Consider the following 14726-nt stretch of genomic DNA (forward strand, 5'->3'; position numbering starts at 1 on the left):
TCTCCGGGTCGTACTTGCTCGGCATGACATGCACCTTCCCAAGGAAGGAGGTGCGCATCAAACGCGGGATGGTTCAGTGTAACTATCCATCAGTCCACTGAGTCGAGACAGGATCCTGGCTAGCTTGCCGAAGCGCTCAGGGTGGAGGCCAGCGGCCACACTTCGCAGCCACGCCACACCAGAAATGTTTCCGACCCACTCGCTGACGAGCACCATGTCCTCGTGCGCGCACGCGTGAATCGTCCAGTCGTAGACGTCGTTTGCCACATCTACGTCGCAGTTCTGCTCGTCGATCAGTTCAACATCGCCGCATTCGTTGATCGTGAGCATGGTTCGGGGAACTGGCGGTTCGGTGCACAGTCCGTCGCGAAAACAGTTGCACGCCACGTGCGCATCGAGTCCCATGTGGGTGACGCTAGACGGCGGGTGATTGCCGGGTGCCGAAAGTCAACGCCAGGTCCCACGGCGCGAGGCCCCACGTCTCGATGGCATCCAGCATGATCAGGGGAGCGACTTCGATGGTGTCTGCATTGGCTGGTGCGGACAACGTGGTGCTCTCATGTCCGGCCACAATGTGCGGTGCCCAAATTTCTGAACCCGATGGCGCAGGGGCGGTTTCGATGATGCTGACGAAGCCATCGCCGTCGGGAATGACAATGAAAAGGCAAAATGGCTCCGGCGGCGCGTCCCATCCGCCGTGCTCGACCAGCAGATATTCGTTGTTGTTCAGCGCATGGCCGATCGCTTGGGTGAGAAGTTCGCGTACATCGTCGTAGGTGGATTCCGACGGTTCATGGGCGGGCTGCAGTTCGATAATGCTGCCCTGGACTTGCAACGTGCCATCGTCGGTTGGTGACGGGAATCGGGATTGGAGCCACAGGGTGCCGGTGTCCTCGGAGAGGATCGCCACTTCGCGGAAGCGGTGCTCTTCACGCGCCGTGCGGGCGATGGTTCCGGATCCCATGACGGAACGCAAGTACTCGTCGTCGGGCACCGACCACAACCGGGACGATTCGGTCCAGGTGCGCACCAGCCCACCGGCGCACAGGCTCAACTGGGCGACAGTTCCGGTGTCGCCGGGTTTCAGAGGAAAGTCGTTCGACATGCTGGCTCCTTCGATGTAGTTAACCGGCATGTATATCGGACGGGACCGACAATGCTAGGGCAGCAAGCTCCACAACACCGGAACATCTTGGCCGAAAAGCAGTTCCAGCCGCTGGCGCAGATGCTTCGTGGGTACGGAGGAGTCAGACAGTCGTACGATCACGTTGGCGGCGCGAATCATCGACTCAGTTTCGTCCGGGAGCATGAGCAACTGTCGCTGTCCCAGCCCTTTAGCCCCCCACCATGTTGCTTCTGCGGTGGGAATCGCCCACGCTTCGGCTAAAGGTTCGACGCCCAAGTCGTCCCACCTAAGTTGTCGGACTCCTGCAAGACCTTCGGCGATGAGCTGCCACAACGCCGCAGGATCGTGGTTGCCCGACTCGGCGTCATCCAGCCAGTCTGCTGGAAGCGATGCCGCCACAATTGCTTTCGCATGGGCGATCGTTTGTAGCAGCAGTGTCAAATCGAGCATTCTCTCTATTGAGGCCGACCCATCTTGCGTGTCGGTGTCCACATCGAGCGAGGGGAGGAGTGTCGCGAGCGCAGCGGTGATGGGACGGATGGCGTCGCGCTGCACTGGCAATTTTTCCAGCGCTCGTGTGACGCCGAACATGATGCGTCGCCGTAGCCAATCGAATGGTGTGTAGTCGACGTCGAAACTCGCGTGCCCGGTAAAAGTCCGCCGCAGCGCGGCCACGCTGTCTGCGTCTGCGATTGGGGCGACGAACTGGAGGTTGTCGTCGGCTGAACTCACCGCGGCGCCGTGCTCGCCGTCACGGTTCGCGGCTTGGGCGGTCCAACCGCACTCATTGACTCCGATCAGGAGAACGCCGTCGGCCTGGTCGATATCAGGGACGGCCGCGAGATCCAAGCCAATGGAGTTGGCTGCGTAGTTCACGGCAACTTGCGAGAGTTGTTGCAGTTGACCGCTATCGGTGCGTGCATACCCGATAAGCATCTGTCCCCGCCTATTCGCGTTGTTCGCAACGACTTCCCGCGTCAGGTGCAACAGGGCCTGAGGATCGTCGGCTTGCCAGCGAGCACGCATGCGCTCTGCCGGAGACACATCGTGGTTGCTAACTGCCCGTTCGAAAGCGCCGAGCATGCTCCACACGTTGCCCTCGGCGATCGGATATTTGACCTTGAGTGCGGACAGACTCTGCTGCGTGGTGGGGAGGTCTACCAGCTCCAGGCACCCGATGCCTTGGGACGTCCACCAACGGGCCGCGTCGTCGGTGTAGCCGAGATCAGTTGCCAGCGTTACGGAATCCAAATCCGACCAGTCGAGCCGGCCGAGAAACGGGGCGAAATCATGGAGCTTGTACCACTCGTCCTGCCCTTCGGTCACCACCGCGATGTGAGGATTCGCTGCTCGCCGTAGCGTCGCGATGCGCTTCGCGATGCCGAGTCGCAGGTTCTCGTCGGCTTGCCAATACGTGGCGCCGCTATCGACAAGGCCACTGCAGGTGACCTCCGTGACGAAATCCTTCAATGCGGCACGCACTATCCAGTTATCCGGTGAATGACCACCTGGCAGCATCGGTGTGTCCCAGGCGATTCTGCTGAGCGCCAGATACGTCATTCGGAAGTTGGATGCGCCGTCGACGACGGACTGGATTGGTCCGCTGTTGTCCCCGATTAGTGCACAGTGCGATCCGTCTGGCCAGAACACGAACGCGAGAAAGTTGACGCCTGATTTTGCCGGTCGGTACCGCGCGTAGACGACGGTGGCCGTCGGGACATACGACAAGCCAATGAGCGGGTCGCGTGCGCCCTGTACCGGAAGGGTGACGGTGTCCCACTTCGGGGTCGAGCCTGGGAGGATTCGGTAGAGGACATGGATGCCCTGCTCGGCGTTGTCCGCGCGCACCCTTTCCAAGAATTGGACCATCCAGTGCTCGTCGAACACGATCTCCCCCTAGAAATTACTGTGCCGCTGTGGGATTCACGATGCCGCCCGATACGTGGCGAGCATTTTCTCGAACGCCGCTTCGCTGACCACCGGAATCCCGTACTGGCGCGCCTTGGCAGCTTTGCCGCTCTGCGAGTCAGGATCGGCCGCGACGAGCAGACGCGTCGATTTGGAAATGCCGCCGGAGGCAAGCCCCGCGGCGCAGATCGTCGAAACCCATTCGTCGCGGCCACGATTCATCTCGCCGGTGAACACGATCCGGTCGCCCGGGCGTAGCGTGAATGCAGTCGCTTCCTCTATGGTTTCGGGCGCCTCTGCAGCTGCCCAGGCTAGCGCTTCATCGACGTAGGGCGGGCCGAAACCCAGGGCAGCGGCGACAGCATTGAGCTCGGACCGCTCCTCGTCGGTGACTACGCCGTCGGCCAGCGCTTCCTTCGCTACAGCACGCAAGTAGTCCTGGTGCAGCCGCGCTACGGTTCCCCGGGATAGGCCAGCCGCTTCGGCGGAGGCCAGCAGCTGTTTGCCCTCGCTGCGTGAGATCTCCCGGTCGAGCAAGGCGCTATCCAGCACAACCATGTAGGACGCTTCATCTTCAGGAGTGGCGGGGACCCAGGCGGCTCCCAGGACGGACCGCAGCCACGAGTACGGGTCGGCAGATGACTGTCCACGATGAGCGACGACAGGTTGCGGCGCATCTCTGCGGGCAGCTGGCCAGCCGAAGGTCGCCGACCGGTCCAGGTCGGAGCGCCACTCGGGGGAGCTGCCGTGGAATGCGAGCAGGTGTGGCAGGAGTTCAGCGGTTGCGTGAGCATCACCAATTGCCGAGTGCGCGTTGATCAGTGAGATTCCGAGTGCTTCGCAGCAGTGGGCGAGCTTGGCGGCCCCCGTCATGCGCCCGCCCCATTTTCGTGTGCAGAGCGCGGCTGGTCGTTCGGGGATCACATACTGGGCCCGCTGGAGCTCCCAATGCAGAAACCGCATGTCGAAACTGGCGTTGTGCGCGACGACCACACGGCCAGTGAGCATTTCGAGCAGGTAATCGCTGATGGCGGCGAAGTCAGGTGCGTCAACGACGTCGCAGGCCTGGATGCCGTGGACGTGAGTAGCCCCGATGTCGCGATGCGGGTTGACCAGGGTGGTCCATTCGTGCTCGATTCGGCCGCAATCATCAGTGAGGGCGACGCCGATCTCCACCACGCGGTCGGTGCGCTCAGGAACCAGACCCGTTGTCTCAAAATCGATTACGGCGAACGGCATCAGAGTTCACCTCGGAAGGCGCGGGACCGGAGGGAGAGCAAGAGATGATCGCACGCGCTGACTGACGCGGCAACGGTGGCACGCTGAGCGTTGATTGACCGGATCAGATCGAGGTAGCGTAACTGGGCTTCGGCAGTTGGTACGTGGACTGGCAGAGCCTTCAGCTGTGTCATATTGATCGATGCGATTCCCGTGGTCTGCTTTGCAGATTTCAGGAAGTACGACCGTGATTGGTTGCTGGAGATGAAGGCCGACAGATAGTCGGGGTGGAGCGACGAACTATCCTGAATGCGGACGCGGAAGATATGGTTTTGATGCAAGCACAGCGGCAACTCGTCGCGCCAGACTGTTCCTCTGCCGAGCTTGTCGGGATCTCCACCTTCGGTGAGGACCAGATCGCCAAACTCTAGTCGGTAGCGCTCAATTTCGGATGACGTTGCATCAATCGTTTTGACTGAACCTAGTTCAAGGCGCCCGGCCTGGACGTTTGCGACCGCCAGGTAGGGTATTGGCGATGTTGCATCATTAGTCCTGCGCCCCTTCGTGATTCCTGACGACACTGTTGCAACGTCATTAAGTAGCGCCGATGGTTCCGGCGCGTGACCGAAACAGTCGATGAATGCAGCGTCGGTCAATTCGGCCAGCGCTCGGATGGAGCGCCTACGCATGACTCGCAGGGCGTCGGCGTGGTCGAGGATCGCGGCGATACGGCGCTGCTCAGATAGCGTGGGGAGGGGGATATCAATCCGCTCTAAGTCCGACTTCCTGAGTGATGGGACTGTGGTGGAAGTTGCATACTGGTAGAGGTCAACAGATTGCAAAAACCGGAACAGATAGGCTGGATCAACATTGGTTCCGGGTATAGCAGCCATCGCATTGTTGTCGATGAGCATTGGCTGTGCGGCGATAACCCGATGGTTTTGTCTAATTGCCTCGCCGATCTTTGCGAAGAGCGTGCTGCCTGGAGCGATTGGTTGCGTGCGCAATTGTTTTAGATCGGAATTGTCGACGTAATGGTCGGCTGTGCGAATGTACTGCTTGCCGCTGCGGCCATGTCTGGAGATGTCGCCCACTTTTGCGAACGGAAGATCGCCACTGACGCGTCCTTGCAGCGCTGGGGGAAATCCAACACCGGCTTGGAATCGAACGACCTCTCCTATTGGAACGGTCGGCCGCTTCACGACAGCATCGCCTTCAATTGTGCCAACCCGCTTGCGATCTCGCCCTCCAACTTCTCGATCTCCGCGATGATCGCCGGCGGTGGCCTGTGCTCGACAATGTCGTGCACGATCTCCTTGTACCGGTTTAGTGACAGGTCGTAGCCCTGGGCCACGATGTCGGCGATGGGCACGCAGAACGATTGCTCTGTCCGCTCCCGCTCCAATTCCGAAGCGTCGCGTAACGCCCACCGCGACAAAGCGTCCGACAGGTCGTTGGCCTCGACAGGGTTCCGCTTGTCATCGAGCGAAAAACCGTCGGCCGTGACGTCGTAGAACCAAACGTGTTCGGTGCCACCAGAATTGGTCTTGGTAAACAGTAGGATCGCCGTCGACACGCCCGCGTAGGGACGGAACACTCCGGACGGCAATTTCACAATGCCATCGAGCTTCTGGTCCTCAACCAACATCCGGCGAAGTTCCTTGTGCGCCTTCGACGATCCGAACAGTACACCGTCAGGCACGATCACCGCAGCCCGGCCGCCGGGCTTCAGCAGCTTCAAAAACAGCGCCACGAAAAGCAGTTCGGTCTTCTTGGTCTTGACCACCCGCTGCAGATTTTTGGACGTGGCCTCGTAATCCAGCGAGCCGGCGAAAGGAGGATTGGCGAGGATCAACGTGTACTTCTCGGCGTCCTCCGACGCGCCCTCGGACAGCGAATCGCGGTACCTGATGTCGGGAGCTTCGATGCCGTGCATCAGCATGTTCATCGAGCCGATACGGAGCATGGTCGAATCAAAGTCGTATCCATGAAACATGCTGTTGTGGAAGTGTTTCCGTTGGGAAGCGTCAGTCAGGACCGACTCATGCGTGTCACGCACATACTCCGATGCAGCCACCAAGAAGCCAGCGGTACCGCACGCCGGGTCGCAAATCTCGTCCGTCGGGCCGGGTGCGGTCATCTTCACCATCAGCTCGATGATGTGGCGTGGCGTGCGGAACTGGCCGTTCACGCCGGCCGATGCGATCTTGGACAGCAGATACTCGTACAGGTCGCCGTTGGTGTCCCGGTCAGCCATCGGGATGTCGTCGAGCATGTCGACGACCTTCGACAGCAGCGCCGGGGTCGGGATGGTGAAGCGGGCGTCACGCATGTGCTCGGAATACGTCGACCCGTCACCGCCGAGTGCCCGTAGAAACGGGAACACCCCGTCGGCGATGAGGCCGTACATGACACCGGGCTCGTCGTTCTTGAACCGCGACCACCGCAGATCCTGCTGGTCGGGCCCGAACCGCAGCCCCTCGGACGACCCGGTACGTCGGGCCTTGTTCTCGGCGAGGGTTTCCAGGTCGTCGAGACGGCGGATGAAGAGCAGATAGGTGATCTGCTCGATCACCTCAATTGGGTTGGAGATACCCCCCGACCAGAACGCGTCCCAGACGCGGTCGACCTTGCTCTTCAACTCACCGGTGATCACGGCGCTCCTTACCTCTCATGCGAATCTGAACAGGACTGTATATAGGAGGCCACCGACAACGGCCGATCTGTCAGCGCTGCGAGTGTCGGCGTCAGTCCCTCGCCACCCGCTGAACAGTTGCAACGCCCTACCTCTCGTGGGATCACGACGGTGGCGTTGGATGGCGAAAGCCGGCTCATTGAGCATCGCCCGGACGGCAACGCGTACGCAGTCGATTCCAATCGCTGATTGTCCAGTATCGTACGTCAACGTACAATTTGCTAATGCCCACGATCAGCGCCAGCACCGCGCGCGAGACCCTTCCCGCCCAGCTCGACCGCGTTGAGAGGGGAGAAGAGGTCGCGATCACCAGGCACGGGCGCGTTGTCGCCGTGCTGGTGAGTCCTGATGTGCTCAGGGCGCGCCGCGCTTCGCCGGTCTGGAATGAAGCCGATCGCATCGATGACCTACTTCAAAGGGCACGATCGGAGCCACTTCGCGGACCGTCACTCGAAGCTGACCGTGCGGACGAACTCGTCAAGGCGGTGCGCCGCAGTCGTAGCGGCCGATGAGCCCAAAGACCGCCTTCGACGCCGATGTCTTGATCTACGCGGCGGCCAAAGACCATCCGCTTGGTATTAGGGTTGCCGCGCTGTTCGCGGATGCCGCTGCGGGCGAAGCGGTAGGTGTCGGTTCCGTTCTGCTGCTCACTGAGGTCCTGGCGAAGCCGATGCGGGATGACCCCGAATCTGGTGAATGCGCAGCACTTGTGAGCCTGCTGAGTCGACTGGAGCTTCAGCCATTTGACGCGCCCACCGCACGCGTGTCCCTCGCGTTCGCGGTGTCCTATGGTCTGCGAGCCGCGGACGCGGCACACCTGGCAACCGCAGTCGCAGCGGGTGCTGATCGCTTTCTGACCAACAACCGCAGGGACTTTCCGCAGTCCATCGCGGAGATCGACATCGTGTATCCCGAAGAGTTGCCGTCCGCAGAGTCGAGTGCTTCCCAGGTCGAGCCGTCTGACCTGCCGAAGTAGCGGCCCACTGCGTCAGCCGCCGCCCGCTCGACCTCTGATCTCCTGATATGCAGCAGCAAGACCAGTGATCTTGTCGACCGACGACGACGGGGTCTGAGCCGGTGCCGCCTCGACCCCGTACAACCTCGCGGCCATGCGGCTGCGGATGTCGTCGCGCTTTTCCGCGAGCTGTGCCCGGGCGCGGTCGTCGCGCAGCGACTGGTCGATCTCCTCGGCCTTCTCGGCGCAGCCCTGCAGGGCATACACCCGCGCCCACGACCGTGACCCCAGCTCCCGAACTTTCGTCCGGGCGTCCTCCAGCATCGCCAGATCGTCGGAATCGGGCTCGGCGATCCCGCGGAGCTCTGTGATCAAGCCCTTGAGTTCTTGTGTGGCACGGCAGTTTTCACGGATTGCCGTCAGGTCGGCGGTGAAGTCGAGGTCGTTACCGAGCCAGCCGTCGACCGCGGCTTCCGAGCGCTCGATCCGCTCGATGGCGGCCTGTGCGCCGTCGAGCAGCTCGACACCATCGTCTCCGAACTCCTCAACGAGCCGGGCACGTTCGGTCTCCTGTGGTGACCGTTCGCGCGCAGTCCCGGCCCGACTGTCGATCACGATGTGCATGATCAACAACCCGATGGCGGCGATGCCCATGGCGGGCAGAAGCAGGATGCCCTCCGTCGCGACACCGACCAGGAGCACCATGGCGATGCACAGCAGCCAGGCCCGTGTCATGGCCGGCAGGGGGCGGCGTGCCTTGCGATCGGAGGTGAAGACTGCCCCGAGCGCGGCGCCGCCGAGAATCATGACGACAGCGAGGATGACCGCGACGACGCCGAGCACTAGCAGGAGCCGAATCATCCCGATGTCCTTCTCTGTTCCGTGCTCCCAATGGTAATTCGGCGTGCCAACATGCCTGGCTGACGCGGTGCGGCGACGTCAGACTGTCCGCGGCCTACGCTCAACCCATGCACGACGAACTCGAAGCCTGGAAGTCCGCCGGCCAGTATTTCGACTACCTCGGATTCGACATCTTCTACCGCCAGGACGGGCTGAAATTGGGCACCGGACCGGTGCTGCTGCTCATCCACGGCTACCCGTTCAATTCCTGGGACTGGTCACTGATCTGGCCGACGCTCACCGAGAAGTTCACCGTGATTGCGCCGGACATGATGGGCATGGGTTTCTCGGCCAAACCGTCCGCGTACCAGTACTCGGTGCACGACCACGCCGATATGCACGAGGCGCTGCTGGACCACCTCGGCGTACAGACCGCGCACATCCTGGCTCACGACATCGGCGACTCGGTGTGCCAGGAACTGCTGGCGCGCAACCGGTTCGGCGATCAGTCGTACGGCAAGCTGAACATCGAGTCGATCACCTGGCTCAACGGCGGGCTGTTCGTCGAGTCGTACACCCCGCGGCTGCTGCAGAAGGCGCTGTCGAGTACGCCATTGGGCGACATCATCAGTCCGCTGCAGGGCACGCCGTTGTCGCGGCGACTGGCCGACCCGACCATCAACGAGATGTTCGGCGTCAACACCAAACCGTCGAAGGAACTGATGGACAAGTTCCACGAGATCCTCGACTACAACGACGGCAAGAAGGTCATGCACCAGGTCGGTCGCTTCATCAACGACCGCTACGTTCACCGCAACCGCTGGGTGCGTGCGATGCGTGAGACGACGATCCCCATGCGATTGATCGACGGCCCGTCCGACCCGAATTCGGGCGCCCACATGGCCGCGAGGTACCGCGAGGTCATCCCGAACCCGGATGTCGTGATGCTCGCCGACGACATCGCGCACTGGCCGCAGATCGAAGCGCCCGAGGCCGTGCTCGAGCACTTCCTGGAGTTCGTCACGCCGCTGTTGTGGCGGCCGTTCGGCGCCCGCTGACCCTGCGCGCTTTTGCGCGCACAACGCGGCGCCAACTGGTTCACTTGCGGCATGCGCGTCCACCGCCCGGATCTGGTGGCGGTGCTGGCTGTCCTGTTGATCAGTGCGTGCGAATCCGGGACGCCGACCGTCACCTCGATCGTCTTCGACGGGGAACCACACACCATCAACACCGGCACGGTCGTCTGCACCCGGCAACTCGCCGGCGGCGGCTTGGTCATCCTGGCCCAGGGCAAGACGGGTCAGCTGGTTCGGATCCAGCTCACCCAGGTCGGCCGTGTCGTCGTGCAGAAGGTGGGCTTGCGCGACGGCGACGTGACGGGTTTCATCGCCGACCCACAAGAGGTCACCGGAATCAAAGTCGACGACACCTACACCGTCAGCGGGCGCATGCCGCCGAATCCGGGTGAGTCCCAATGGCATACGTTCAAAATCCAGACCACCTGCCCCGGCTACCAGGACGCGCATCCGCATGACACCGTCCCGGCGATCGGTGCCCCGTGATTGGTTGAGCCTGCGCCAGGGGTGCGACCTTCTTGAACTCTTGCGCCCTAGGTACAGGGTGAACGCGCACCTAACCCAACGCAGTAGCCAAGACCGGGCCACAGAGCTCGCGCTGCCACGGGCGGGCGCCGGCTGCAGCCAGGAACTCCTCGACCGCAGCAGGGACGTCAGTCACGGGCTGCCAATCCCAGCACAGCCGCCGCACGGTCTCCGGCGTCACCAAGTTCTCGGAAGGAACCGAAACCTTTTCGGACAGTTCGGAGAGCCCGCCGCGGCAGGCTTCCAGCCGCTCGAACGCCTCGGGTTTGCGACGCGACCACCGGGCCGGTGGCGGCAGCCCGTTGTTCGGTTCGGAAGCCGGCGGATCGGCTTCGCGGGCCCGGGCCAGCGCGTCGAGCCACACCTGGGCGCTGCGCTTCTGCCGCGAGCCGCCGAAAATCGGTAGTGCCGTGAGCTTTTCGATCGTGTCGGGATTGGCGACGGCCGCCGAGATGATCGCCGCGTCGGGCAGGATGCGGCCGGGCGCGATGTCCCGCCGCTGCGCGATCACGTCGCGCGTCTGCCACAGCTCGCGCACGGCCGCGAGCGCCTGTCCGTTGCGGACCTTGTGGATGCCCGACGTCCGACGCCAGCGGTCGCGCCGCGTCGGGGCGGGCTCGACGGTCCGCATGTACTCGAATTCCTGTGCGGCCCATTCGGTTTTGCCCTGGGACTCCAACTCGGCGGCCACCGCGGCGCGCAATTCCAGCAGCACCTCGACGTCGAGCGCCGCGTAGTTCAGCCAGTCTGCGGGCAGCGGGCGCTTGGACCAGTCGGCCGCGCCGTGCCCCTTCTTCAGGCCGAGGCCCAGCAGCCGCTGCACCATGGCCGCCAGGTTCACCCGGTCGTATCCGGCGAGCCGGCCGCCCAGTTCGGTGTCGTACAGCGACGGCGGCTTCATACCCAGTTCGGCAAGGCACGGCAGATCCTGGTCGGCCGCGTGCAGAATCCACTCGTCGGAATTCACGACCTCGGCCACCGGCGCCAGCGCCTTCAGCGGGTCGATGCCGTGGCTGACGGGGTCGATCAACACCGTGCCGGCGCGCGCGCGCCGAATCTGGATCAGGTAGGCCCGGTTGGAGTAGCGGAAGCCCGACGCCCGCTCGGCGTCGATCGCGAAGGCGCCGTGTCCGGATGCCAGAAGCTCACCGGCGCGGGCGATGTCGCTCGCGTAGATGGCAACGGGAGGCACGCCGTCGGCGGGTGCCAGCAGGGGAGTGACGTCGGGATCGTCGTCAGACGTCTCGACCGGATCAGCGTCAGTCATGCGGTCACGCGCGCGTGCGCGAACCCAGATCGGTCACACCGGCAGGCGGTAGTCCGGCAGCGTGCTCGAGCACCTCGCAGAACGCCTGCACGTGTGGTCCCAGCTCCAGCGATGTCGCGGTCCACGACGCCCGCAGCTCCAGCTGGTGGGCGCGCGGCGGGCCGGAGATGTCGCCGTAGCGCACCGACGTCGTCGCGGTGACGGTGCCGCCCAGCGCGGTGACGCCGTCGGCGTGCGACTCGAGCGCATCGACCAGCCAGCTCCACGCCACCTCGGGCAGCAGTGGGTCGACGGCCTCGGTGGAGTCCAGATCGGCCTGGATGTAGGCGACGAGACGCATGGTGCCGTCCCAGGCTTCAGCGCCTTCGGGATCGTGCAGCAGGATCAGACGTCCGAAGGCATCGCCCTCAGAGCTCTCCGGAACGACGGAGGCGTCGGGATGACGCACCTCTGCGCCCAGCGCGTAGCTGAAGGGAGCCAGCCGCTGCGGCGGACGGATCGGGCCGAGTTCGATCTCCTGGCGCACGGTGGCGGCGTTCATTGCCGCAACAGCAGTGCGGAACTGGGCCGGCTCGGCGGAGGTCACATTCTGGGACGCTAGCCCGATCCGGCCGGTCGCGTAAGCAGGCGCGCCGATAGCCCGATATTTGGCCGCGCGACAGGGTATAAGCGACCGAACCGGGCATGGCAGCATTAGCAGTGATGAGCACCCGTCGTGAACTGCCGCAATCGCCCTATCTGGCTGCCGCCACCGGCCGCACCCCGGACCGGACCCCGGTGTGGATGATGCGGCAGGCCGGCCGGTCCCTGCCCGAGTACCGCGCCCTGCGCGCCACCCACACCATGCTCTCGGCGTGTTTCAACCCCGAGCTGGTCTGCGAGATCACCATGCAGCCGGTGCGCCGTCACGGCGTCGACGCTGCCATCTTGTTCTCGGACATCGTGGTGCCGCTCAAGGCGGCGGGCATCGACCTGGACATCGTCCCGGACGTCGGGCCGGTGATCGCCCACCCGATCCGGACGGCGGACGACGTGGAGGGCATCAAGCCGCTCGAGCCCCACCAGGTGGCGCCGGTGGCCGAAGCCATCGGCCTGCTTACCAACGAACTGGGTGAGGTTCCGCTGATCGGTTTCGCCGGCGCACCGTTCACGCTGGCCTCGTACCTGGTGGAGGGCGGCCCGAGCCGCAACCACGAGAAGACCAAGGCCATGATGCTCGGCGAATCCGCGACCTGGCATGACCTGATGGCGAAGCTGACGGATCTCACCATCGAGTTCCTGCGCGCCCAGCTGGGCGCCGGCGTCGACGCCATCCAGCTGTTCGACTCGTGGGCCGGCACCCTGTCGCTCGCCGACTACCGGGACTACGTGCTGCCGCACAGCTCCCGCATCTTCGCCTCCCTGAAGGACCACGGCGTCCCGATGACGCACTTCGGCGTCGGCACCGCCGAGCTGCTGGGTGCCATGGGCGAGGCCGGCGCGACAGTCGTCGGGGTCGACTGGCGCACCAACCTCGTCGACGCCGCACGTCGGGTCGGCCCCGGCAAGGCGCTACAGGGCAACCTCGATCCCGTGGTGCTGCTGGCCGGCTGGCGCGTGGTCGACGACGCCGTCCGCCAGGTCGTCGCCGACGGGCGCCGGGCCGTCGAGGCCGGTGCCGCCGGGCACATCTTCAACCTCGGTCACGGCGTGTTGCCGTCGACCGATCCCGGTGTGGTCACCGAAGCAGTGGCGCTGGCCCACTCGCTGTGAGCCACCGATGAGCAAGACGTATTGCGTTGTCGGCGGTGGCATTTCGGGTCTGGTCGCGGCGTACCGGCTGCGCCAAGCGGACCCGTCGGCGCGCATCACCGTCTTCGATCCGGCGGACCGGCTCGGCGGTGTCCTGCGCACCGAACGCCTCGCCGGCCAGTCCCTGGACGTCGGCGCCGAGGCCTTCGTGGCCCGACGGCCCGAGGTCACGTCACTGCTCAAGGAACTGGGTCTGCGGCAGATCGGAACCACCGGCGTCCGCCCGCTGATCTACAGCGGCGGCCGCCTGCACCCGATGCCCGAGGGCACCATGCAGGGCATCCCCGGGCCCGGCGCCAACCTGCGCGGCCTCGTCGACGACGCGACACTGGCCCAGATCGCCGGCGAGCCGACCCGCCCTCTGCACTGGCGCCTCGACGCCGACCCGACCGTCGCGCAACTGGTCGGTGACCGGTTCGGCGCACAGGTGGTGACCCGGTCGGTCGATCCGCTGTTGGCCGGCGTGTACGCCGGTTCGGCCAAGACCATCGGCATCCGCAGCGCCGTCCCGGCACTGGCCGCCGCGCTGGACCGCGGTGCCCCGAGTCTCACCGCAGCTGTGGACACGGTGCTCGCGGCAGCGCCGACCACGACCATGTCGGTGTTCGGCGCGGTCGACGGCGGGTACGCGGTGCTGCTGGACGAACTGGTCCGCCGGACCGGCGCTCAGTGGGCGCAGGTGGGCATTGAAGGACTGGCTTCGGTGGGCCGCGCCTGGCAACTGCGTGACGACGAGGGCAAGCACTGGTCGGCCGACGCCGTGGTGCTGGCGCTTCCCGCGCCGCGCGTGGCCAAGCTGCTCGAGAACGTCGCACCGGGCAGTGCGGCCATGGCACGGTTGATCCCGGTCGCCTCGGCCGCGGTGGTCGCGCTGGCGCTGCCGGGTGGGACCCCGCTGCCGCAGCAGTCCGGAGTCCTGATGGCGGCGGGAGAAGCGTTGCACTCCAAGGCGATAACCCTCACGTCACGCAAGTGGGGGCGCGGCGGCAACGTCGAGCTGTTGCGGTTGTCGTACGGCCGGTTCGGTGACGATCTGGCCCGCAATGTCGGCGACGACCGGCTGCTGGCATGGTCGCTGGAGGACCTGCGGGCACTGTTCGGGATCACCGCCGAGCCGGTGGACTACCTGGTGCAGCGCTGGATCGATGCTATGCCGCAGTACGGTCCCGGTCACCTGGAACTGGTCGACGAGCTGCGCGCCGGGCTGCCGACGGGACTGGCCGTCGCGGGTGGCTATCTGGACGGCATCGGGGTGCCCGCATGTGTGGCGTCGGGAACCCGCGCGGCCATGGAGGTGGTCGGTGGCGGCGTTCCGCGATAGGGCA

The 14726-nt window shown here is 64.5% G+C and carries 15 protein-coding genes; 6 read left to right on the forward strand and 9 right to left on the reverse strand.

Features of this window, described 5'->3' with window-relative positions; translation table 11 throughout:
• Positions 1-57 precede the first annotated feature (57 nt).
• The 6 genes from ACJH6J_RS19350 to ACJH6J_RS19375 are packed head-to-tail and all read right to left on the reverse strand — an operon-like array spanning position 58 to position 6908.
• A complete protein-coding gene (locus tag ACJH6J_RS19350; protein WP_406804403.1) occupies positions 58-405 on the reverse strand; it encodes a hypothetical protein in 348 nt (115 codons plus the stop codon).
• Positions 406-415: 10 nt separating this feature from the next.
• Complete coding sequence (locus ACJH6J_RS19355) at positions 416-1105, reverse strand: hypothetical protein (protein WP_064859615.1); 690 nt, start codon at positions 1103-1105, stop codon at positions 416-418.
• 54 nt (positions 1106-1159) lie between these two features.
• A complete protein-coding gene (locus ACJH6J_RS19360) occupies positions 1160-3013 on the reverse strand; it encodes a hypothetical protein (protein WP_406804404.1) in 1854 nt (617 codons plus the stop codon).
• 36 nt (positions 3014-3049) lie between these two features.
• Positions 3050-4273 (reverse strand): exonuclease domain-containing protein, encoded by a 1224-nt coding sequence (locus ACJH6J_RS19365; protein ID WP_064859595.1) that lies wholly within the window; start codon positions 4271-4273, stop codon positions 3050-3052.
• Positions 4273-5454, reverse strand: coding sequence for a restriction endonuclease subunit S (locus ACJH6J_RS19370; protein WP_167838140.1), 1182 nt, complete (start codon positions 5452-5454; stop codon positions 4273-4275). The genes ACJH6J_RS19365 and ACJH6J_RS19370 overlap by 1 nt, the downstream gene beginning before the upstream one ends.
• The gene (locus tag ACJH6J_RS19375; protein WP_064859594.1) at positions 5451-6908 is read right to left on the reverse strand and encodes a class I SAM-dependent DNA methyltransferase; all 1458 of its coding nucleotides are present in this window, start codon (positions 6906-6908) and stop codon (positions 5451-5453) included. The genes ACJH6J_RS19370 and ACJH6J_RS19375 overlap by 4 nt, the downstream gene beginning before the upstream one ends.
• Positions 6909-7171: 263 nt before the next feature.
• On the opposite strand from ACJH6J_RS19375, the gene ACJH6J_RS19380 reads away from it, so the two are divergent.
• Together ACJH6J_RS19380 and ACJH6J_RS19385 are read left to right on the forward strand one after the other, a co-directional pair.
• Positions 7172-7459: a type II toxin-antitoxin system Phd/YefM family antitoxin gene (locus ACJH6J_RS19380; protein WP_082934757.1), complete on the forward strand. Its 288-nt coding sequence runs from the start codon at positions 7172-7174 to the stop codon at positions 7457-7459.
• Positions 7456-7923, forward strand: coding sequence for a PIN domain-containing protein (locus tag ACJH6J_RS19385; RefSeq protein WP_064859593.1), 468 nt, complete (start codon positions 7456-7458; stop codon positions 7921-7923). The genes ACJH6J_RS19380 and ACJH6J_RS19385 overlap by 4 nt, the downstream gene beginning before the upstream one ends.
• A gap of 12 nt (positions 7924-7935) precedes the next feature.
• Here ACJH6J_RS19385 and ACJH6J_RS19390 read toward each other — a convergent pair whose 3' ends face one another.
• Positions 7936-8763: a hypothetical protein gene (locus tag ACJH6J_RS19390; RefSeq protein ID WP_131808785.1), complete on the reverse strand. Its 828-nt coding sequence runs from the start codon at positions 8761-8763 to the stop codon at positions 7936-7938.
• A gap of 107 nt (positions 8764-8870) precedes the next feature.
• Between ACJH6J_RS19390 and ACJH6J_RS19395 the strand changes: the two genes are divergently transcribed.
• Positions 8871-9800 (forward strand): alpha/beta fold hydrolase, encoded by a 930-nt coding sequence (locus ACJH6J_RS19395; protein ID WP_064859591.1) that lies wholly within the window; start codon positions 8871-8873, stop codon positions 9798-9800.
• Positions 9801-9851: 51 nt separating this feature from the next.
• A complete protein-coding gene (locus ACJH6J_RS19400; protein ID WP_064859590.1) occupies positions 9852-10304 on the forward strand; it encodes a lipoprotein LpqH in 453 nt (150 codons plus the stop codon).
• Between the two features lie 70 nt (positions 10305-10374).
• Here the strand turns inward: ACJH6J_RS19400 and ACJH6J_RS19405 are convergent, their stop codons facing one another.
• Together ACJH6J_RS19405 and ACJH6J_RS19410 are read right to left on the reverse strand one after the other, a co-directional pair.
• On the reverse strand, positions 10375-11610 hold the full coding sequence (locus ACJH6J_RS19405; protein WP_064859589.1) for a ribonuclease D: 1236 nt from the start codon (positions 11608-11610) through the stop codon (positions 10375-10377).
• A gap of 4 nt (positions 11611-11614) precedes the next feature.
• Positions 11615-12151, reverse strand: coding sequence for a DUF3000 domain-containing protein (locus tag ACJH6J_RS19410; protein ID WP_231575647.1), 537 nt, complete (start codon positions 12149-12151; stop codon positions 11615-11617).
• A 161-nt stretch (positions 12152-12312) separates the two neighbouring features.
• Between ACJH6J_RS19410 and hemE the strand changes: the two genes are divergently transcribed.
• Together hemE and ACJH6J_RS19420 are read left to right on the forward strand one after the other, a co-directional pair.
• On the forward strand, positions 12313-13362 hold the full coding sequence (hemE, locus tag ACJH6J_RS19415) for a uroporphyrinogen decarboxylase (protein WP_406804405.1): 1050 nt from the start codon (positions 12313-12315) through the stop codon (positions 13360-13362).
• Positions 13363-13369: 7 nt separating this feature from the next.
• The gene (locus ACJH6J_RS19420; RefSeq protein WP_406804406.1) at positions 13370-14722 is read left to right on the forward strand and encodes a protoporphyrinogen oxidase; all 1353 of its coding nucleotides are present in this window, start codon (positions 13370-13372) and stop codon (positions 14720-14722) included.
• Positions 14723-14726 lie beyond the last annotated feature (4 nt).

It is taken from the genome of Mycobacterium sp. SMC-18 (assembly GCF_045310895.1).
Lineage (GTDB): Bacteria > Actinomycetota > Actinomycetes > Mycobacteriales > Mycobacteriaceae > Mycobacterium.

Excerpts from the sequence above, each read along its gene's own strand:
- ACJH6J_RS19350 (WP_406804403.1), bottom strand. The coding sequence starts at position 405 with ATGGGACTCGATGCGCACGTGGCGTGCAACTGTTTTCGCGACGGACTG.
- ACJH6J_RS19420 (WP_406804406.1), top strand. The coding sequence starts at position 13,370 with ATGAGCAAGACGTATTGCGTTGTCGGCGGTGGCATTTCGGGTCTGGTC.
- ACJH6J_RS19355 (WP_064859615.1), bottom strand. The coding sequence starts at position 1,105 with ATGTCGAACGACTTTCCTCTGAAACCCGGCGACACCGGAACTGTCGCC.
- ACJH6J_RS19410 (WP_231575647.1), bottom strand. The coding sequence starts at position 12,151 with ATGAACGCCGCCACCGTGCGCCAGGAGATCGAACTCGGCCCGATCCGT.
- ACJH6J_RS19395 (WP_064859591.1), top strand. The coding sequence starts at position 8,871 with ATGCACGACGAACTCGAAGCCTGGAAGTCCGCCGGCCAGTATTTCGAC.
- ACJH6J_RS19405 (WP_064859589.1), bottom strand. The coding sequence starts at position 11,610 with ATGACTGACGCTGATCCGGTCGAGACGTCTGACGACGATCCCGACGTC.
- ACJH6J_RS19385 (WP_064859593.1), top strand. The coding sequence starts at position 7,456 with ATGAGCCCAAAGACCGCCTTCGACGCCGATGTCTTGATCTACGCGGCG.
- hemE (WP_406804405.1), top strand. The coding sequence starts at position 12,313 with ATGAGCACCCGTCGTGAACTGCCGCAATCGCCCTATCTGGCTGCCGCC.
- ACJH6J_RS19380 (WP_082934757.1), top strand. The coding sequence starts at position 7,172 with ATGCCCACGATCAGCGCCAGCACCGCGCGCGAGACCCTTCCCGCCCAG.
- ACJH6J_RS19390 (WP_131808785.1), bottom strand. The coding sequence starts at position 8,763 with ATGATTCGGCTCCTGCTAGTGCTCGGCGTCGTCGCGGTCATCCTCGCT.
- ACJH6J_RS19400 (WP_064859590.1), top strand. The coding sequence starts at position 9,852 with ATGCGCGTCCACCGCCCGGATCTGGTGGCGGTGCTGGCTGTCCTGTTG.
- ACJH6J_RS19365 (WP_064859595.1), bottom strand. The coding sequence starts at position 4,273 with ATGCCGTTCGCCGTAATCGATTTTGAGACAACGGGTCTGGTTCCTGAG.